At 32.8% G+C, this 19,435-nt stretch carries 20 protein-coding genes and 1 pseudogene; 8 read left to right on the forward strand and 13 right to left on the reverse strand.

Annotated elements, in window-relative coordinates:
- The first annotated feature begins 194 nt into the window (after positions 1–194).
- Positions 195–440: a site-specific integrase gene (locus tag LC076_RS00595; RefSeq protein ID WP_226665347.1), complete on the forward strand. Its 246-nt coding sequence runs from the start codon at positions 195–197 to the stop codon at positions 438–440.
- A 1,387-nt stretch (positions 441–1,827) separates the two neighbouring features.
- On the opposite strand, the gene LC076_RS00600 is transcribed toward LC076_RS00595, so the two are convergent.
- Complete coding sequence (locus LC076_RS00600; RefSeq protein ID WP_264191362.1) at positions 1,828–2,154, reverse strand: ABC transporter permease; 327 nt, start codon at positions 2,152–2,154, stop codon at positions 1,828–1,830.
- A gap of 659 nt (positions 2,155–2,813) precedes the next feature.
- On the opposite strand from LC076_RS00600, the gene LC076_RS24295 reads away from it, so the two are divergent.
- On the forward strand, positions 2,814–3,272 hold the full coding sequence (locus tag LC076_RS24295; protein WP_319005465.1) for a CBO0543 family protein: 459 nt from the start codon (positions 2,814–2,816) through the stop codon (positions 3,270–3,272).
- Positions 3,273–3,732: 460 nt separating this feature from the next.
- On the opposite strand, the gene LC076_RS00605 is transcribed toward LC076_RS24295, so the two are convergent.
- The 4 genes and pseudogenes from LC076_RS00605 to LC076_RS00620 all read right to left on the reverse strand — a co-directional run bounded on the left by LC076_RS00605 (position 3,733) and on the right by LC076_RS00620 (position 6,586).
- On the reverse strand, positions 3,733–4,692 hold the full coding sequence (locus LC076_RS00605; protein ID WP_226665349.1) for a glycoside hydrolase family 43 protein: 960 nt from the start codon (positions 4,690–4,692) through the stop codon (positions 3,733–3,735).
- Between the two features lie 581 nt (positions 4,693–5,273).
- A pseudogene (locus tag LC076_RS00610) lies at positions 5,274–5,479 on the reverse strand (rhamnogalacturonan lyase); the annotation flags it as partial.
- 342 nt (positions 5,480–5,821) lie between these two features.
- The gene (locus LC076_RS00615) at positions 5,822–6,037 is read right to left on the reverse strand and encodes a hypothetical protein (RefSeq protein ID WP_226665350.1); all 216 of its coding nucleotides are present in this window, start codon (positions 6,035–6,037) and stop codon (positions 5,822–5,824) included.
- 273 nt (positions 6,038–6,310) lie between these two features.
- On the reverse strand, positions 6,311–6,586 hold the full coding sequence (locus tag LC076_RS00620; RefSeq protein WP_226665353.1) for a hypothetical protein: 276 nt from the start codon (positions 6,584–6,586) through the stop codon (positions 6,311–6,313).
- Between the two features lie 296 nt (positions 6,587–6,882).
- Between LC076_RS00620 and LC076_RS00625 the strand changes: the two genes are divergently transcribed.
- Complete coding sequence (locus tag LC076_RS00625) at positions 6,883–7,371, forward strand: pyridoxamine 5'-phosphate oxidase family protein (RefSeq protein WP_226665354.1); 489 nt, start codon at positions 6,883–6,885, stop codon at positions 7,369–7,371.
- Positions 7,372–7,511: 140 nt separating this feature from the next.
- Here LC076_RS00625 and LC076_RS00630 read toward each other — a convergent pair whose 3' ends face one another.
- Positions 7,512–8,294 (reverse strand): ABC transporter permease, encoded by a 783-nt coding sequence (locus LC076_RS00630; RefSeq protein ID WP_226665356.1) that lies wholly within the window; start codon positions 8,292–8,294, stop codon positions 7,512–7,514.
- Positions 8,291–8,950: an ATP-binding cassette domain-containing protein gene (locus LC076_RS00635; protein WP_226666142.1), complete on the reverse strand. Its 660-nt coding sequence runs from the start codon at positions 8,948–8,950 to the stop codon at positions 8,291–8,293. The genes LC076_RS00630 and LC076_RS00635 overlap by 4 nt, the downstream gene beginning before the upstream one ends.
- 507 nt (positions 8,951–9,457) lie before the next feature.
- Between LC076_RS00635 and LC076_RS00640 the strand changes: the two genes are divergently transcribed.
- Positions 9,458–9,580 carry a biofilm-forming protein gene (locus tag LC076_RS00640; protein ID WP_226665358.1) on the forward strand — a complete coding sequence of 41 codons (123 nt, stop codon included), beginning with the start codon at positions 9,458–9,460 and terminating at the stop codon, positions 9,578–9,580.
- Between the two features lie 108 nt (positions 9,581–9,688).
- Here the strand turns inward: LC076_RS00640 and LC076_RS00645 are convergent, their stop codons facing one another.
- A complete protein-coding gene (locus LC076_RS00645) occupies positions 9,689–11,116 on the reverse strand; it encodes an aldehyde dehydrogenase family protein (RefSeq protein WP_226665360.1) in 1,428 nt (475 codons plus the stop codon).
- Between the two features lie 244 nt (positions 11,117–11,360).
- Here LC076_RS00645 and LC076_RS00650 point away from each other — a divergent pair, with 244 nt between their 5' ends.
- Both LC076_RS00650 and LC076_RS24050 read left to right on the forward strand, forming a co-directional pair.
- Positions 11,361–11,711, forward strand: coding sequence for a hypothetical protein (locus tag LC076_RS00650; protein WP_226665362.1), 351 nt, complete (start codon positions 11,361–11,363; stop codon positions 11,709–11,711).
- 26 nt (positions 11,712–11,737) lie between these two features.
- Positions 11,738–11,860 (forward strand): hypothetical protein, encoded by a 123-nt coding sequence (locus LC076_RS24050; protein WP_264191364.1) that lies wholly within the window; start codon positions 11,738–11,740, stop codon positions 11,858–11,860.
- Between the two features lie 139 nt (positions 11,861–11,999).
- Here LC076_RS24050 and parC read toward each other — a convergent pair whose 3' ends face one another.
- The 3 genes from parC to LC076_RS00665 form a co-directional block, all read right to left on the reverse strand.
- Positions 12,000–14,438: a DNA topoisomerase IV subunit A gene (gene parC / locus LC076_RS00655; protein ID WP_226665365.1), complete on the reverse strand. Its 2,439-nt coding sequence runs from the start codon at positions 14,436–14,438 to the stop codon at positions 12,000–12,002.
- 3 nt (positions 14,439–14,441) lie between these two features.
- Entirely contained in the window at positions 14,442–16,409 is a 1,968-nt protein-coding gene (parE, locus tag LC076_RS00660; protein ID WP_226665367.1) for a DNA topoisomerase IV subunit B, read from the reverse strand.
- Between the two features lie 275 nt (positions 16,410–16,684).
- Positions 16,685–17,098 (reverse strand): CoA-binding protein, encoded by a 414-nt coding sequence (locus LC076_RS00665; protein WP_226665368.1) that lies wholly within the window; start codon positions 17,096–17,098, stop codon positions 16,685–16,687.
- A 230-nt stretch (positions 17,099–17,328) separates the two neighbouring features.
- Between LC076_RS00665 and plsY the strand changes: the two genes are divergently transcribed.
- A complete protein-coding gene (gene plsY / locus LC076_RS00670; RefSeq protein WP_226665371.1) occupies positions 17,329–17,910 on the forward strand; it encodes a glycerol-3-phosphate 1-O-acyltransferase PlsY in 582 nt (193 codons plus the stop codon).
- A gap of 201 nt (positions 17,911–18,111) precedes the next feature.
- Positions 18,112–18,402 (forward strand): HesB/YadR/YfhF family protein, encoded by a 291-nt coding sequence (locus tag LC076_RS00675; RefSeq protein WP_226665372.1) that lies wholly within the window; start codon positions 18,112–18,114, stop codon positions 18,400–18,402.
- Between the two features lie 46 nt (positions 18,403–18,448).
- Here the strand turns inward: LC076_RS00675 and LC076_RS00680 are convergent, their stop codons facing one another.
- Positions 18,449–18,760 carry a hypothetical protein gene (locus LC076_RS00680; RefSeq protein WP_226665374.1) on the reverse strand — a complete coding sequence of 104 codons (312 nt, stop codon included), beginning with the start codon at positions 18,758–18,760 and terminating at the stop codon, positions 18,449–18,451.
- A 2-nt stretch (positions 18,761–18,762) separates the two neighbouring features.
- A complete protein-coding gene (locus tag LC076_RS00685) occupies positions 18,763–19,179 on the reverse strand; it encodes an acyl-CoA thioesterase (RefSeq protein ID WP_226665375.1) in 417 nt (138 codons plus the stop codon).
- Between the last annotated feature and the right edge of the window lie 256 nt (positions 19,180–19,435).

The following is a 19,435-nucleotide window of genomic DNA, read 5'->3' on the forward strand; positions in this document are numbered from 1 at the left end:
TGAGACGAAAAATTAAAAATTACCGAATATGACTTATTTCCTATAATAAACATTATTGTTAAGTTCCAGTCCTCTACTTAACGATAATGTTCTGGACCGTCAGGATAACTCACAAGCTCAGTCCAATAATTTTTGTATGGGATCATAATGGATTGGTACGTCCAAATAACCAACTTATTTGGAGGTCATGACTCATGGAATTTCAACAAGCATTAGATGATTTTTTACTGTATCTTGAAGTTGAACGAAATTATTCCTCCAATACCTTAGGTAGCTATGAAAGTGATTTAAACAATTTTCTTACTTTCTTGCTGAATCATAAGCATAGATGGTTAACAGATTTGGATGATCTCTCCCCCTCCCTTGTTCGCCGCTTTATTCAAAAATCCTACGCGGCTTTGTCAGCCCTCGTACCATTCAACGCCGTATTTCCAGTTTAAAGTCTCTATGTCATTTTTGTCTAAAAGCAAAAATGACATAGAGACTTTACAGTAGGAATCATTGCCCCAAAAACGTACAAACAATTACCTATTTACTTGAATATGAAGGGAATCAAACAAATATTCGCATCTCTAGCAGAAATAAGAGTCCCCTCTCTCTTCGAAATGAATCCATGTTTAAATTCTTAACATCGACTGGTATGCGATAGCAAGAGTAAGTTAACTTAACAAGGGAGCAGATTAAAACCCAAGTTCTCTAATTTAAAGGTTGGTATAATATGCAAAGTAATACAAATAAAACTTTAACAAATATAAGGAATTGTATTACCTCCTAGATGGTTAAAAACCCTTTGGAATTACAAATCATACAAGTGAAAAACTCTATTTTCAATATAGTTATATAAAATAAAATTTCATTTTACGGATTCTCTTTTCCACAATTTATCATAGCCATAAACACCTTCCCCTGATATATGTTTTAATTTTCTATAAGAGATACTCGATGACAATGATTTGATTAATCCTAAAAAGAGCGACTGTATGTATATAGTCGCTCTCTAAATTTAAAAGTACACTTCTCTTAAATACTACTACTTCTAAATCTGTATTTTTCTAATCTTTATATTTAGAACTGTTAAGTTTCTTACATTTTAACTAGGATATATCTTTGAAAATGTTTGTTATAAAACAATAATATGCTAATTTTTACTTCATTACAAAATGTTCATGATAGGTTTTATACTAACCATCAGAATTTGAAGTTGGTTGTGATTGCATTATTTTTCACTAAATATACCAAAATAACCACTCAGTTTATTCTAAAATTTTCGGACTTTACCTTTTAAAATTTTTGGTTTTTTTAATCTTATTTAGTTCAATATGACTTTACTGTTTATCTCGAGAATTTCTGCTATCAAATAAATCAATTTGAATACTATAAGAAAAAATGTATAAGACATTCGTGTTTCATTCCTTAAAATTTTGTGCTTTCAATCTTCGAGAGTAGTCAATCGCATCGTCAAGACGTGTTAATAACACTTATCTTTTGTTCCAGATCTAAAAGAAAAACGCCTCATCTCCAGTATTTATCAAGGGTTTAAGACGTTTTTAATTTTCAAATTTAGTTGTGTTAATAGATTTTTTATACGAAGTTAGTATTTAAAGAATAAGAGGCAGTTTCCTCCCCTCACTTTAAACCTGTTCACTGTTATATCCAATTGAAAATACATTTTTAATTAATTTACCTTATAATTTGAAATTCCTTCTTTCTTCAACATTCACAATTTACTTGCTGAAGATCTTTTCTGGTGTGTAGTATTTTTGTACTGCGCATTAATGAATTTGTTATGAATGAACAATACTTTATCTTTTGCAAAATTTATCAAGACTAGAGCTTCCTAAACTTTCTCAATGCTTGGGTGTTTAAAACGTATAATAGAAATGCATATACGATTAAACCAAGAAGATAACCCCAGATTTCCAAGAAACCATCACCATAAACCATAACACCTTTAATTGCTGCTCCATAATAAATGGGCATAATATAAGACAGATTTCCAAGGTGATAAGGAATCAAGTCTAAGGGAATCAACCCTGAAAAAAACACTTGTGGTATGATGGTAAAAGGGATCATTTGGACCTCTTGTAGTTCCGCACTAGCAAAAGTTGAAATCATTGCTCCAAATGAAACGGCTGACACAGATAATAAAACCATAGCGAAAACCCAACCAATGTTCCAACGGAACTTAATTGCAGGACATAAATAGAATAAAGAACAATGAGAACAGCTTGAATGACAGCGAAAACACCATATCCTACCGTATATTCCCCCTACTTATAGTTTGTCCTGATAAATTTAGTTACATTTAGTAGTTTGAAGATAAGATCTGCGACACTCGCATTTCTATAGTTGCAGATAATAAATTATAAATGTTCATTGTTATTGACAGCTCTTGTTGTCAAAAAATTGTTACAACTTTAAAAAAAGGTAAGTAAATTCTGGATGAATTAAGTCCTATTACAACCATTATTACAACACAACCTTATTTGACTTTATACCAAGTCTATAGCGTTGCACTAAGCAAAGGAATTTCTAAAGATTTTGTTTAATTCCTACGTCAAGGTCAAGAGATAGATATAAGAAAAGCTAATAATCCCAAAAATTCACCCACTCTTTCTTGTGAATATCTTTTTTCTAAATGAATCAATCTAATCTTGTGTGATATAAATTAGATAAACCGCTATTTATCCTTTGTAACTTCAGGGCTTCACTTTATTTATTTTCGGTCATTTGGTGTAATTTTACACTCAACTCTAGGGCAGTTAAAGACCAGTAAGCATATGAACAACTACTTAAAACGAGAGAAGTTTAGTATGGACTTTAACTATTCAATATTGATTAATATATGTATTTGGAAAATTATAATTCTTGTTTGGATTCTTACTATTGCTTTGCTATTCATCATACCAAAAGATAAAAAAAGACTAGCCTCTCTAGCCTTTTTATTCAAGCAAGTAATTACTTTGCTCATAGGTTTAGTTGTAGTTGATTTCAATTTAATTTCATACCCTGTTCGTTTATTCTCAAAAGTTAACCGAGCAAGTTTTACTTATGAATTATTCGTGTACCCAGTTATTTGCAGTGTTTTTAATGTATTTTATCCTCACTACCGATGTTCCTTATATAAATTAGGATACTATTTAGCTATCAGTACATTGCTTACAGTGTCAGAAATATTTTTGGAAAAATACACAGATTTGATAAATTATTTACATTGGTCTTGGTACTGGACATTGAATACATTGTTTATCACGTTCATGTTATCAAGGTAGTTTTGTGTATGTTCTTTAGAGGTTTATCAAAAGATATCGAATAAGATAGCTTAATTAAGTTTCTCGTTAGTTTTAAATACGTTATTTCCCAATGTTACATAAGAAACTCATTTATTGGACAGTATACGTCTACTATGCAATAAAATAACATGAGTATCAGTTTCTCTTCGTGTTAATAACACTTTTCTTTCGTCTCGAATAAAAAAACGCCTAAACCTTTAATTTTCCAAGGATTTTAGACGTTTTTAACACTAGTTTAGTTTAATGTTAATCGATATTTTATACAGCTAAGATTTCGAGTGTTAGAGGGAATATCCATTCTATTTTAAACACTTTCACTATTATATTCAAATGTTAAAGCACTAGATAGATATAAGCTGTAATTAGAACCTTCAACCCTAGTGTTCAAATGTTTAATGAAAATTTATTTTCATTCTCTGTAACTTTTCCCCAATCTGTATTAATAGGATGGCCATCCTTGAGAATCCCAGTTTAAATCATTGATTAATAAAGTAGGCATCCCATTGTTTTCAGCATCATACGCATGTCGGACGATAACATTATTGTTATATACATCTTGGTGACCAGGTCCTTTCCAACGATTATTACCAGCATCTAAAATCGTTCCGCCACCGTTCATCATACTTACTCCATTTTTATCCAGATATGGTCCCGTTATATTCTTTGACCTTCCATAAGCGATCTTATACGTACTATTCACACCTTGGCAACAGCTATCAAATGATACAAATAAATAATAGTAACCATCTTTATAGGTAATACTAGGAGCCTCTATGGCATTGTTTGGTGAGTTGGGTCTTGTTGCAATAGAATAGACACTTCCAGTTGGCTTCATTGTGTTTTTATCTAATCTAGTTAGTTTAATTCCACTCCAAAATGAACCATATGACAACCACGGATTACCATCCTTATCAATAACCAGGTCACCATCAATTGCATTAAAATTACTTGAGCTTGTTGAACGTACAACTAAACCATCATCTCTCCACTGACCAGAAGTTATACTAGGTGTAGATAAAAGTCCGATAAGTGAATTATTTGAACCAAAACTAGAAACTGAATAGTAAAGCCAATATCTTCCATTGTAATATTGGATATCCGGAGCCCACTGATTTGTTTCATGGTTCGGTACATATGTTTTCCACCAAGATGGAGCAGTAGGAAAAATGACAGGTGTTGTGTACCAGTTTGTTCCATTATCAGATCTTAAAACTCTAATTCCATTTTTCCCAGCTTCACCAGTCCCAAACACATACCAAGAGTTTCCTTCTTTAATAATTGAAGGATCATGTATCATTTTTTCACCTGTTACATTCCAGAATGCGGCACTTGCAGTTACTTGAATGTTTAATAGACACACGATAACAAACAAAATAAAAATCTTTTTTAATTTCCTCATTAAAATTTCCTCCTAACTCAATATGTTTTATAAATCAGATTTTACAAATCTATCAAACCACCTCCTTACCTTATTAAATGAGCAATTTTTCATAAAAAAAGATATACGATTTTAGAACTTGTCAATTTTGTTCTCTAATAACGTATACCTTTTGTATGAACTATGATGATGTACTGCATAATAAAAACCTGAATTAGACAATTTTGTGATGTGATTCTGCCTCCAACCATTTTGGAAGCGCTTTATTTATAGTTATTTTATAATTTACGTTCGTACATGTCAATAATATTTTTATAAATGTACTTACAAGTATATTCTACTCTCTTTGCATTAATTTTAGAAAGATAGACGTTAACATCAGGAACTTTATTCATTCTATTTATGTTATTAAATATAAATATTATATATTGTCTTTCTCTCATAATATAATAATGATATAAGTTAAGAGTATGAAAAAAACGTCTAAAGCCAAATGAATAGCTTTTAGACGCATGCAAAATCTATGGATTATTTGATTCTATAAATTTTTTACTCTACCTTTATATATGATAAAAGCTACAAAAGTATTATTCATTTACAAACTATGGTGTATAAATACTTGGCATGAGGGTGTTTTCATTCCATTTCCTAAATAGAAGCTTGTATGAGGTGGTTGATTATACCCAGTATTTTGTGAAGTAACACTTGTACGGTACAGTGCATCATGCATAAGTGTAAAAATTCTCTGATTAGTAACATGAGTAGTGGTATAACGTAAAGCACTGCTATCTTCTACGGACCAAAGTAGATGATTCACCAACTGACACTTCACGCAACTGCGGTTTGAACACAGAATTAATCACTAAGTTTGAGGTGAACAAAACTAAAAAATATAGCAGGAATTTGAATATAAGGCTTTCCAAATGCTTCCCCCTTTTCAACATGGTCCGATTCCGCATTATCTGGCACAGGCCCTTGTTCCAGAATTGCGCCAGATTGTGAAATAATGAAAATGCAATAAATATAGAAAATGCCCCTAAATCTTAGGTATAAGATCTCTTTGTTAATGTAAAAGAATAAATTTTAGCTAATACTAAAAAAATAAGATGTATTTATTATAGATCTGCCGAAATCAAATACTTATAGGTATCTATAAGTTTTCTTCCCAATGTAATCGTTTTACTTTATCTTTATGATTTGTCAATCGAATAGTTGGCAAAATAACATCATAAATTAGTTTCCCTAGTACTTCTGTGGATAATGTTTCTTTATTAGTTATGAATGTATCTACTAAATCTGACATATTACTCTCTGATAAAATAACAGCAAATTGATGAACTAGTGACTGTATATATATTTCGTTCATTTTATGACTTTGCTCTATTTTCCGATTCACATAATACCGGAATTGATTGTAAACTTCTTCTAATTGAAATAATGCAACATTACTTAATACCTTACGCTGATCTTCTTTTTTATCTGAGGTAGGGATTTTCTATATAATAATTAGTATTTCTACCCAAAGTAATATCTACAAAATCCATTTCCTTATATGTTTTTTCTTCTTCTTCCAATAAATAAATAAATTGAATTTTTTTTATTTTCTCAGTAATAAGCGTAAATTCTTTTTTAACTTTATTTAATAAGTTTCTAATTTTCGCATGGTTTTTTTAGGATCAAAGACAATAAAATCTCTATGATGCTTATTAAAAACATTCATTCTGTCTTTAACTCGCAAATAAACTTCTTGTGAAATAAGTATTTCCCCGTTTTCCATCAATTTATGATAATCTTTCATTTCTTTAATCCGATTTTCAGTAACTCTCTTAACTTGTTCTAATATTTTATTTAGTTCCTTTATTTTCCTTGATTCTATTTTTAAATTATCTATTGTATTATAAAGTTCATTAAACAACTTATCTAGATCCTTATTAATTTTAGGTATCTTTGATATAAATATATTCCATTCACTGTATTTATCTATTTTAACTAATAAATCTTACAACACCTTCCTTTACTTCCATAAGAATCTGAGTATATGAATGGCATTGAACACTCGCAGCTGTTAGCGTAATACGTCTATACACAAAGTCTTTTATATCTTCACATTATTTTTATTGTAGCGAGTTAAATAAACCACCATCCCTGATTAAAATTTATTTTAAAGGGTAGTATACCTCTATAACTATAAATTTTAATGAGGTGATAGAAATGTCTAACATGACAAGACAAGAAGAAATAGAAAGTTTAAGAGAGTTAATCAAAGATATTGACACGGCCATGTTAACTACGGTAACTGAAGAAGGACTTATTTCTCGTCCAATGAAAACACAAGAGGTAGAGTTTGATGGTGATCTATGGTTTTTCACTAAAAAAGAGACTAATAAGTATGAAGAAATTTTACATGATCAAGATGTTAATGTGGCTTATGCAGGTAAGTCATATGTCTCCGTTCGTGGAAGAGCGGAAATTGTTGAAGATTTAGAAAAGAAAAAGGAATTGTGGAGCAAAGCTTATGAGAAAATTATGAACACTTCTTATGATGATCCTCACGTTGTCTTGATAAAGGTTAAAGCGGAAGCAGCTGAATATTGGGAAACAGGTAATATTACAAAGAAAGTTGCCTTTTTCTATAAACGCATCACAGGGCAAAATTCTAAATCGAGTGATATAAATGAAACGATTGAATTGAATAAATAATCACACAAATGGGTTGTCTGGATTTAGGACAACCCATTTATTTGCGTTGGTAGTTCATTCATACTGATTTCTAAAGTAAAACAGTGTTAGTAGTCCAACTATTTCAAATCTCAGAAGCGTTATCTTGCTTTTTTTAGACTTTACATCTCAAACTGATCTCTTTCATTAAAAAAAGTTTTATATCCAAAATGAGTAAAGATCATGATCGTTAGTGCTACACTTCCTGTTATTCCTAATAAAATGGCAATTTGGTATTCTATAGCAATTAAAGGGCTTATTCCTGCTAGAATTTGACCTGTCATCATTCCTGGTAAAAAGACAATCCCCATCCCAACCATATTATTAATGGTTGGTAAGATCGCTGAATCGAACGCAGAATTTACAACCGATTTTGTAGCAACCTCTGGAGTTGCTCCTAGCATTAGTGCTCCTTCTATTAAATGTCTTTCTCTCTGAATACCGTCAAGTAGGTTTTTCACCCCAAGCGTAATGCCTGTCATTGAATTTCCAATAATCATCCCTGATATTGGTATTAAATAGTGTGGTTCGTACCATGGCTGAAAATGAATCACGATTAAATTGAAATAAACCAATGTAATGAGTGACCCAGCAATCATTGATATGGCGATAATTTGTTTCAGTTTCTTTGTCAATGGCTTTGCAACTTGTTTGCAAGTATTGAAAATCGCAAAAGTTAGCATAAATAGTACAATTAAAGTAATAAGAAATGGATTTGGTTCCTCAAAAATATATGTAAGAATATACCCGACTAATACTAATTGGATGGTCATTCGAGCGGTGGAAATAATAATCCGCTTTTCTCTCTTTAAACCTCTCCACTTTACAAAACCAATTAATAGTAAGATAAAAAGATAACCTGCACAAAGTCTCCAAAACTCAATATCCCTAACGATATTTGTCACTTACTCTCCCCTCCTCTTTTATTAAGAGTAATCATGTTTTCACCATATTTTTCTGCAAGCTTTGGGGAATGAGTAATAAAAACAGCAGCTTGATTATTTTCTTTTATTTTATTGATAAAGCTATTCATTACCTTCTCTTCTGTATCTTCATCAAGTGCAGCTGTCGGCTCATCAAGTAAAAAAACTTCCGGATTCATTAGGTATGCCCTTGCAAGTGCTAGACGTTGCTTTTCCCCACCAGAAAGTGTTGCTGCATCTCCATCTAGATTTTTATCTAAAGAAACAAGTGATAAGGCATTCAGTAGCTTAGAATCATCTTGTGAATCTCTTTCAGAAAATTTGAGACCAATATTTATATTTTCGCGAATTGTCCCGTCAAATATTGTAGGTTGCTGTGGTAACATAACGACTAATCTTCGATGCTTAATTGGATCTTCTTTAAGAAGATTTTTTCCTTTGTATTCGATTTCCCCTTTATCAGGTGAAAGCATAATATTTAACATTTTCAATAACGTTGACTTGCCTGCACCGCTTTCACCAACAATACAAGTAATTGTGTGATCAGGTATATGCATTGATTCAATTTTTAGGATATCTTTAAATAGTAGATTTTTAATAGTAAACATTGCAAGTCTCCTTATATTTTCTAAAACAATCTTCTAAATAGAAATACCCACCTACTAGAGGGAACAACCGTACTTTCGTCTGTAACAGCTTGCGTTTTACTTTAGAACAATAATTCATCACATCTTTGCAAGATGAACAAAACTCAATGTTGATTGATAAATATCAATGATTTCAGAGCCAACATATTCCTTAAAATCAGGAAATTCACAGTGATAGTAACATTTCCAATAACTCACAATTCGACTATTTATTATATTATGAAACTTTGATTTTTCTATTGCTTTGATGTTAACTATCTAGGAGAGAAGTTTGCATCATCTTCAACAACTCTTGGACTTGGAAAGGAATTTATAGATTGATATTTTTCAGCTCTCAATATAGCACTAACTTTTAAAATCTCATATTTATTTACATAGAAACTATACTGCTTTTTATATATAACTTTGTTCATTTAAATTTTAGCATAAATGGCAATTCATAAATTCAATAAATAATTCAATTGCTACTTCATGAGGCTATAAGGAAGGTGTTGCAAAGTGATGAAAAAAGATATTCAAAATTCAAGCATTGAACAAATTCGTAATGATCATGAAACCGAAACAGCTTTTCAAGTAGATAATCAGAATGAGAAAAACAAAAGTAAGACAAACAATAAATAATGTTAATGAAGCTTATTTTTTCTCTAGCTAACAAAAATTCACTAAAAGCGTTCATAAGTGAAAAGGGAGTTTTTGTAACAACTCCCTTTTCACTTATTTGTATTTAATTTAGAATTCTGTTTTAATTGTCACGAACTTTAATTCTGTCATTTCTTCTACTGCATATTTAATTCCTTCACGGCCATAACCACTTTCTTTTACACCACCATAAGGCATATGATCTAACCTGAAAGTAGGAATATCATTAATAATAACTCCACCAGATTCAAGCTTTTTAGAAGCATTTAGGGCATTGTTAATGTTTTGGGTATATAAAGCAACATTTAACCCGTAAACAGAATCATTGACCATATCTATAGCTTCATCTAGATGTTTATAAGGAACAATAGAAACAACTGGTGCAAACGTCTCTTCACAAGAGACAGCCATATCTTGTTTCACATTCAATAAAACAGTGGGTTCAAAAATCGAGCCTTCTCTGTTACCACCTAATCCAATTTTTGCACCTTGATCAACTGCTTCTCTTACCCATGAGTCAATCCGCTTCGCCTCTTCTTCATCAATCATCACACTAACATCTGTTTTGTCATCTAAAGGATCACCGATTTTTAATTTTTTTGTTTGTTCAATAAATTTCTCGGTAAATTCTTGATAAATTGATTCATGAACGTAAATTCTTTGTAAGGAGATACAAACTTGACCCGCAAAGGCATATGCACCCTCAACACATCTAGGAATAATTTTGTCCAAAGGAACATCTGGTTCTACGATTAATCCCGAGTTAGAACCGAGCTCTAATGTTACTTTACGTAACCCAACTTTTTGCTTAATTATTTTCCCTACAGAAGCACTACCTGTAAATGTAACTTTTTTAACTCGATCATCTGTGATTAACGCATCACTTAGTTCTTTTCCGCTTCCTGTAATTACTTGTAATGCACCATCTGGTAGACCTGCCTGTTTAAAAATATCACCAATTAAAAACGAACTCAGAGGCGTTTTTTCAGCAGGCTTTAGCACAACTGTATTTCCTGCTGCAAACGCAGGTCCTAACTTATGTGCCACAAGATTGAAGGGGAAATTAAAAGGACTTATCGCAGTTACAACGCCAAGTGGCTCTCTCCAGGTCATCCCGAAACGATTTTCGCCACCAGGTGCAGCATCCATAGGAATGGTCTCTCCATAGATTCGTTTTGCTTCCTCTGCTGCAAATTCATAAGTAACGATTGTTCTACTTATTTCCCCTTTTGCTGCTTTGATAGGCTTTCCTGCCTCATTAGCAATTAACTTTGCTAATTCTTCCCTTCGTTCACGAATAATATTAGCTACATTAAATAAAATCTCTGCTCGCTTATAGGCAGGCATTTCCTTCATTGATTTATATGCTTCATGAGCACCCTTGATTGCTTCTTTGACATCATCTTCATCAGCCATGCTTATCTTAGCAAGTAACCTTCCGTCATATGGGGCATACAAAGAATACGTCCTTTGTTTCATAACAGATTTTCCATTAATCATTAATCCTTGAGTATTCATATACTATCTCCTCTCTAATAAAAGAAGTAAAACTCCTTATTGAACAAACTGTTCGATTATTTTGTCACTAAAAATATAAATTTTTGATTTCCCTCATAACTTATTAGTTTCCCTATATAAGTAGAATGAAAACACTTACTAAACAAAACAAAAAAATAAATAACCTTTTACGACAAAAAAACTCTTTTCAATTAGCTCAAAAAGGAATATGATATGTCTATTATATGGCAAAGGGGTGATATCATTGAAACAACTTTTGCTGATCAAATCAATCATTATGTTTTTGTTTGTTCTTTCCGGCTCTCACATTGTTTCAATGTCATATGGCCATCATCCTACTTCCGATCATAACCATATGATAGCTGTTGAAGCTGAAGCATCCTTTGTATTTATGCAAACAGATGAGGACAAAAAGAAGCATATTGATTTATTTAATAGCTTCAAAGGTATGAGCTCTCTAGTTTTATTAGTAGCCATGATTTTATGTCTATTTTGTGTGCTTACAACACGCACCAAAGATGTGAGACACTTCCTTTGTTCTGTTCAGTATCAATCTTCTTATCTCTCAAAAAACCGTTTATTAAACACTCTATAAATAATAATAAATTGGAGGTTTTATAAATGATGTTTTTTATTCGGTTAGTTCCGGTTGTATTGTTTTCACTAACAGCTTTAAGCTTATTAACATACCAAGGAATTGAATTATCGCACGCAATTACTGAATTGTTTAAAAATAAATCATAAAATATATTAACGTAAGCAACTTGAATAGTCTTCAAGAAGCATAGCGCTTGAGCAAGACAAAGAACTAAGTCTTCCTCCCATCTTACCTTTTTTAAAAAGGGCTGATCTGCAAATGAACATGCAAATCAGCCCTTTTTGTCTATTTATTTTGATCTTCTTGTGATGAAATCCATACTTCAGTAACGACTCCTGCTTCTTGTTCATCAATAACAAATGATCCATTGCTATATCGATCAACCGGACGTAATGATGAAGCATTTATACATTCAACAGTTCCACCTGATGTTTCAATATAGAAATCTTCTTTTTCTTGAACGATAGCTCCTCCAACAATTCGGTGAGGATTGCTTTTAAGCTCTCTTAGCATCACTAATCCACGCTTAGCACGAGATGATTTTTCAAAATCGTTTAATGACATTTTCTTAACTGCACCTCTTTGGGTCGCAATAAGTAAATAAGCCTTCTTACTTGGGTTAACAATATTACCACTTACAACATAATCATCTGGCTTTAGATTAATTCCTTTTACACCAGCTGCTCTTGGTCCAACAATATTTACTTCTTCTTCTGCAAACCATAGTCCATATCCTGAGCTTGTGACTAAGAATAAGTCACTTGTACCTGAAGTCACATGAACATCCACAACTTTATCATCACCTTTTAAATTAACAGCAACTAAAGGCTTAGAATATCGTTGTGCTTTATATTGACTTAACTCTGATTTTTTCACCATACCAGACTTTGTAATAAATGTTAGGAATAGATTTTCATCAAAACTTTTTACCGGAATGGCTTTCAATATTTCCTCATCACGTTCGATTGGAATAATATTGGCAATATGCTGACCTAGATCCTTCCAACGAATATCCGGTAATTCATGAACAGGACAGTATAAATAATTTCCTTTATTCGTGAACAACAGAACAACTTCTGTTGTATTAATTTCAAATTGATTGAGTAGCCTGTCGGTTTCCTTCATACCGAAATCTTGACCATTCGATGCTGCAAATGATCGTTGACTTGTTCTTTTAACATAGCCATCTTTTGTCACAGTTACGATAACATCCTCGGAAGCAATCATAACCTCAAGATTAATTTTAATTTCTTCAATTTCAGCTTGTATGATTGAACGTCTTTCATCGGCATACGTTTTTTTAACCTTTTTAAGATCCGTTTTAATCACCTTAATTAAAACTTTTTCATCATTTAAGATACTTGTAAGCTCTTCAACCTTTTTAGCAAGCTCATCAGCTTCATTTGTTAAAGCGGTAATATCTGTGTTTGTTAAACGATAAAGCTGTAAAGAAACAATTGCTTCAGCTTGCGCTTCAGTAAATTGATATTTTTGAATTAAATTATCCTTTGCATCACGCTTATCTTTAGAAGCTCTAATTGTTGCGATCACTTCATCTAAAATTGATAAAGCCTTAATAAGACCTTCTACAATATGCTGACGCTCACGAGCTTTACGTAATTCAAATTTCGAACGGTTTGTAACAACTTCCTTTTGATGATTTATGTAAGCATCTAAAATCGACGGTAAACTCATGAGCATTGGTCTACGATTATGAATGGCGACCATATTGAAATTATACGTTATTTGTAGATCACTATTTTTATACAGATAATGCAGTACTCCTTCAGCATTTGCATCTTTTTTCAATTCGATAACAATTCTTAGGCCTGTACGATCTGTTTCATCACGAACCTCAGCAATTCCTTCTACCTTACGTTCAATTCTGAATTCATCAATTCGTTTCACAAGATTTGCTTTGTTGATTTCAAATGGGATTTCTGTAATAACAATTTGTTGCTTGCTACCTCGGATATCCTCAATGCTTGCTTTACCACGAAGGATAATTTTCCCTTTGCCAGTTTCGTAAGCTTTTTTAATTCCTTCAACACCTTGAATAATTCCACCTGTTGGAAAATCTGGACCCTTGATCACAGTCATTAATTCATCAACAGTAGAAAATGGGTTGTCCATTCGCTTGATGACAGCGTCAATGACCTCTCCTAAATGATGTGGAGGAATATCTGTTGCATATCCTGCAGAAATTCCTGTTGAACCATTAACTAATAAATTTGGAAACATTGCAGGTAATACAAGTGGTTCTTTACTTGTGTCATCGAAATTAGGAACAAATTCAACTGTTTCTTTATCAATGTCTCGAAGTAATTCAGAAGCAATAGCCGACAGCCTTGCTTCTGTATAACGCATAGCAGCTGGTGGATCTCCATCAATACTACCATTGTTACCATGCATTTGAATCAGGAGGTTTCGAACTTTCCAATCCTGACTCATACGCACCATTGCATCATAAACAGAGGTATCCCCATGAGGATGGTAATTACCAATAACATTACCAACTGTTTTTGCTGATTTTCGGTAGTGCTTATCATTTGTATTTCCTTCTACATGCATTGCATATAAAATTCTTCGTTGTACAGGCTTTAAGCCATCACGTGCATCTGGAAGTGCACGATCTTGAATGATGTACTTACTATAACGTCCAAAACGATCACCTAGCACATCCTCAAGAGGTAAATCACGAAATATTTCAACTGAATCTGCCAAACCCTATACCTCCTCTGTAACCGATAAGTGTTCGTTTTCTAATATATTTGTCTCTTCATCAAGTCCAAATGCGACATTATTTTCTATCCACTTACGACGTGGCTCAACTTTATCTCCCATAAGAGTTGTCACACGGCGCTCAGCTCGTGCAGCATCGTCAATTTTCACTCGAATAAGTGTTCTTGATTCTGGATTCATTGTTGTTTCCCATAACTGATCGGCGTTCATCTCACCTAATCCTTTATAACGTTGAATCATATAGCCTTTACCAACTTTAGAAATGGCCCCACTTAACTCATCATCAGACCATGCATACTCAACAATCTCTTTTTTACCAGTTCCTTTACTTACTTTGTATAAAGGTGGTAAGGCAATGAAGACCTTGCCACTTTCAATAAGTGGTTTCATATAACGATAGAAAAATGTTAAAAGAAGAACCTGTATATGTGCACCATCTGTATCAGCATCAGTCATGATGATTACCTTATCATAATTTACATCTTCTACTAAAAACTCTGCGCCAACACCAGCACCAATTGCGTGAATAATCGTGTTAATTTCTTCGTTTTTAAAGATATCTACTAACTTTGCTTTTTCGGTATTTATTACTTTACCTCTTAAAGGAAGCACAGCTTGGAAGCGACGATCACGACCTTGCTTTGCTGATCCTCCTGCTGAATCACCCTCAACAAGATAAATTTCATTTTTTAACGGATTACGTGATTGAGCAGGTGTCAGCTTTCCACTTAGAGTTGTCTCAGAGCGTTTGCGTTTTTTTCCACTTCTAGCTTCTTCACGAGCTTTACGTGCCGCTTCTCTCGCTTGAAAGGCTTTAATAGCTTTCTTAACTAGTAATGTCCCTTCATCAGGGTTTTCTTCAAGAAAGTAAGATAAATTCTCAGAGACAATCGCATCCACAGCAGACCTAGCTTCACTTGTTCCTAGTTTGCCTTTTGTTTGCCCTTCAAATTGCAGAAGCTCTTCAGGTATACGAACAGAGATAATTGCCGCTAGACCTTCTCGAATATCTGATCCCTCTAGGTTCTTATCCTTTTCCTTTAACACACCTGTCTTACGAGCATATTCATTAAATGCTCTTGTCATAGCTGTCTTTGAACCAGCTTCATGTGTTCCGCCGTCTTTTGTACGAACATTGTTTACGAAAGACAAAATATTTTCTGAGTAACCATCATTAAATTGAAAAGCAAAGTCCACTTCAATCCCGTTTTGAACACCTTCAAATGCGACAACAGGATGAAGTGCATCTTTTTCTTCGTTTAAGTATGTTACAAACGCTTCAATACCTGTTTCATAAAAATACACTTCACTTTGATTATGACGTTCATCAATTAACTCTATTTTAAAGCCTTTTAGTAAAAAAGCCGACTCTCTTAAGCGTTCACTTAACGTTTCAAAGTTATATGTTGTAGTACTAAAAATCGTTGGATCTGGTTTAAAGTGAATTCTCGTACCAGATCTATTTGTTTTACCTTTTTTTTCTAAGGTTGTGGCTGGTTTACCACCATTCTCGAATCTTTGTTCATACACAAAGCCGTCTCGTTGGATTGTTACAACAAGCCATTCAGACAAAGCGTTTACAACAGATGCCCCTACTCCGTGAAGACCACCACTTGTTTTATAACCACCTTGACCAAATTTACCTCCTGCATGAAGGATGGTTAAAATAACCTCAGGTGTTGGTTTACCAAGCTTATGCATTCCTGTTGGCATACCTCGTCCTTTATCTTGAACAGAAATACTATTATCTTTATGTACTTTTACGATTATATGATCTCCATGACCGGCTAAAGCCTCATCAACAGAGTTATCGACAATCTCGTATACGAGATGATGCAAGCCACGACTATCTGTACTTCCAATATACATACCAGGACGTTTCCTTACGGCTTCTAGTCCTTCTAAGACCTGTATGGCATCATCATTATAATCAAATTGTTGCTTATTACTCAAACGACTAAACCCCTTTCAGTAGACACACAATCAAAAATGAATATTTGAATTAGAACGCATGTTTTAGTATTTTATACAATAATTTGCGTATCGACAACCCGCTCCTGTTAAGAAAGGCGAAATAATCTTATATTATTTGTACGTCATAATCATGCAAATTAAACATTATCCATGCTTTATTGTATATGGTAATTCGCGTTTAGCAAACAATATTCGTGTAATAAAATAAAAAATCCTTGTTTTTTACAAGGATTTTTCGAAAAATACGCAGTATTTCACTTTGTCATAGCATGCTCAACCTTAATACATCGATTCATAATCACTGTTTTGTTTGCATTTTTTAATAAATTATACGCTTCTTCATTTTCTAAACCTAACTGTGCCCAATAAATATCTGCATCAATTTCTAAAAATTCTTCTGCCACAGAAAGTAAATGCTCTGAACGTCTAAATACATTAACAATATCAACATGTTTTTTAATATCTTTTAAAGAAGAAACCGCCTTTTGACCAAGTACTTCATCAACTGTTGGATTAACAGGAATAATCTCATATCCAGCATCAAGCATCGCTTTACTAACCATATAAGAAGTGCGCTCAGGATTATCTGATAAACCAACAACTGCAATTGTTTTACTTTGTTTTAAAATTTCTCCAATTTCCTGTCTTGTTGGATTTTCAATCGCCATGTTTATCCTGCTCCTTTTTCTTCATCATAGCAACTACAGCTGCTACATACAATAATTTTGATTTAACGTATTTTTCTATTGTTCACCTTGAATGAGAACAAAGTAGAGCACTCATACTAGAAATTGAATTTGTTATTAACTTGTATTTTTTTATGTTTTTTTATTCTCTAATAGAGTTTTTCTATTTTCTCATGATAGAATAAAAGAAGAATACGTAAAGGAGCACTAATATGATTGAAGCGATTATTTTTATTTTAGCGTATCTCTTAGGATCAATTCCATTTGGACTTATTGTTGGTAAAATTGGTTATGGAGTGGATATTCGAGAACATGGGAGTGGAAACTTAGGGGGAACGAATACATTTCGAACTCTTGGAGTAAAAGCTGGATTAATTGTCACTATTTCAGATATTTTAAAAGGAACACTAGCTGCATCTTTACCCTTTTTATTTGGAAGTGAATCAAACGCACTTTTAGTTGGTATTTTTGCCGTTATAGGTCATACATACCCAATTTTCGCAAAATTCAAAGGTGGTAAAGCAGTAGCAACTTCTGCAGGACTTCTGTTATTTGTTCAACCGCTTATGGTTATTACAATGATAGCTTTCTTTTTTATCGTCCTCTATCTTTCAAAATATGTTTCATTATCTTCAATGTTAGCTGGTGTTTATGGTATTATTTATAGTATTTTTATTGGAGATATTGGTCTAATTATTGTTATTACTTTATTAACTGTATTTGTGATCTATCGCCACAGAGCAAATATTAAACGGATTATCGATAAAACAGAACCTAAGGTAAAATGGCTATAGGCTCTTAATAGGGTTTAACTTGTAAAAACCACTATCATCAGTGGTTTTTTTACATAGTTTTAACAGTAATTGTAAGTCTAATTTGTAGTGAAACGGTTTGATCTGTACTATAATTAAAATTAATAAGGTTTTTTCTTGTCCATTTAGGGAAAAAGTTTAATGCAAGAATATAAACATTTGACTTTAAGGAGAGTGTGATATATGGAAATGATGGTAGACGACAAAGCAGCATCTTGGTACATAAATGAACTTCAACTAAAGACTGGTGATATGGTTCAATTTTTCGTAAGATATGGTGGCTGCAGTAATGTACAAAAAGGATTTTCATTAGGAGTTGTAAAACAAATTCCTGAAGACATCGGAGCGAGTTTTGATAGTAATGGCATTACCTTTTTTGTTGAAAAACGTGATATATGGTATTTTGATAATCACAATTTACATGTAGAGCTAGATGAAAATGAAGAAGAACCAATCTTTCAATATGTAAATTAATTGAATGAAAATGGGGTCATAAGCTTAACGCATTTGACCCCATTTTCTATTTAAATTGATGTATGTTAAATTTATCAATATGGTCTTCTAAATCATAATGTTTTAAGATCTCAAACTGTTTTTCACCTAATAAATCAAAATGTGGAAATTGATCATAATGATGTATCCACTCCTTTTTCAATCCAAACTGCTTACCCCAATTCACTAACTTTTCAATATCATGACAACCGACCTTTGTCACACAATGAGAATTCGGAAAGCGATCATCCACCCAAAAATGTGTTAAAAAAGCAATTTCCCCTCGCAAAACATCTTTCTTCCATTTTGTTAATTCATTTCGAGATATACCAAAAGCCATCGTTACTTCTTTGCCTTTTCATAAGCTTCATGCCAATCAGGAAAAAGCTTACGGAACTTTACTGGTCTAAAGCTGTCTTTTTGAACGCAAACATGACTAGAACTAGCTGTAACTGCTATTTCTCCTGATGGAGTATAGATTTCATATCCATATATACTTTTCAATCCATTATAGGCTTCAATCCATGTATGTATCGTCGCTATTTCTCCGTATCGAAGCGGTTTTTTATAAGAAATATCTAAATCAATAACAGGAGAAATGATCCCTTGATCTTCCATGCTAGCATATGAGAAACCTAAATCTTGGATCAACTTTGTTCTGCCGAGCTCCATCCATATTAGATAATTGGCGTGATAAACAACACCCATTTGGTCTGTTTCTGCGTATCTTACTTCTATTTCTTTTGTTGAAACATGCATCTCTTTCTCTCCTTGTTGCACAATAATCATGGCTTTTTAGTAAATTCTTCAAATAAGCATACCATATTTAGATATGATATAAAAAGAATTTGAATAAAGCCCATAGACTTATAAAAATATTTTAACAATGAAGACTTAAAAAAGACTAATAATTCTCTAATGATCTTTCACTTTATATAAGCGTCTGGGGTCTGATTTATAAAAATGTCAGCTAAGAGAGCTAGTTTTCCACAAAAATAAACCAGGCTTTATGCCT

It is taken from the genome of Metabacillus litoralis, from assembly GCF_020524045.1.
GTDB classification, from domain to species: Bacteria; Bacillota; Bacilli; order Bacillales; family Bacillaceae; genus Metabacillus; species Metabacillus litoralis_C.

Bases quoted from the DNA above. Each gene is read 5' to 3' on its own strand.
- LC076_RS00595 (WP_226665347.1), top strand. From the start codon at position 195: ATGGAATTTCAACAAGCATTAGATGATTTTTTACTGTATCTTGAAGTT.
- LC076_RS00600 (WP_264191362.1), bottom strand. From the start codon at position 2,154: ATGGTTTTATTATCTGTGTCAGCCGTTTCATTTGGAGCAATGATTTCA.
- LC076_RS24295 (WP_319005465.1), top strand. From the start codon at position 2,814: ATGGACTTTAACTATTCAATATTGATTAATATATGTATTTGGAAAATT.
- LC076_RS00605 (WP_226665349.1), bottom strand. From the start codon at position 4,692: ATGAGGAAATTAAAAAAGATTTTTATTTTGTTTGTTATCGTGTGTCTA.
- LC076_RS00615 (WP_226665350.1), bottom strand. From the start codon at position 6,037: ATGAACGAAATATATATACAGTCACTAGTTCATCAATTTGCTGTTATT.
- LC076_RS00625 (WP_226665354.1), top strand. From the start codon at position 6,883: ATGTCTAACATGACAAGACAAGAAGAAATAGAAAGTTTAAGAGAGTTA.
- LC076_RS00645 (WP_226665360.1), bottom strand. From the start codon at position 11,116: ATGAATACTCAAGGATTAATGATTAATGGAAAATCTGTTATGAAACAA.
- LC076_RS24050 (WP_264191364.1), top strand. From the start codon at position 11,738: ATGATGTTTTTTATTCGGTTAGTTCCGGTTGTATTGTTTTCACTAACA.
- LC076_RS00665 (WP_226665368.1), bottom strand. From the start codon at position 17,098: ATGGCGATTGAAAATCCAACAAGACAGGAAATTGGAGAAATTTTAAAA.
- plsY (WP_226665371.1), top strand. From the start codon at position 17,329: ATGATTGAAGCGATTATTTTTATTTTAGCGTATCTCTTAGGATCAATT.
- LC076_RS00675 (WP_226665372.1), top strand. From the start codon at position 18,112: ATGGAAATGATGGTAGACGACAAAGCAGCATCTTGGTACATAAATGAA.
- LC076_RS00680 (WP_226665374.1), bottom strand. From the start codon at position 18,760: ATGGCTTTTGGTATATCTCGAAATGAATTAACAAAATGGAAGAAAGAT.
- LC076_RS00685 (WP_226665375.1), bottom strand. From the start codon at position 19,179: ATGCATGTTTCAACAAAAGAAATAGAAGTAAGATACGCAGAAACAGAC.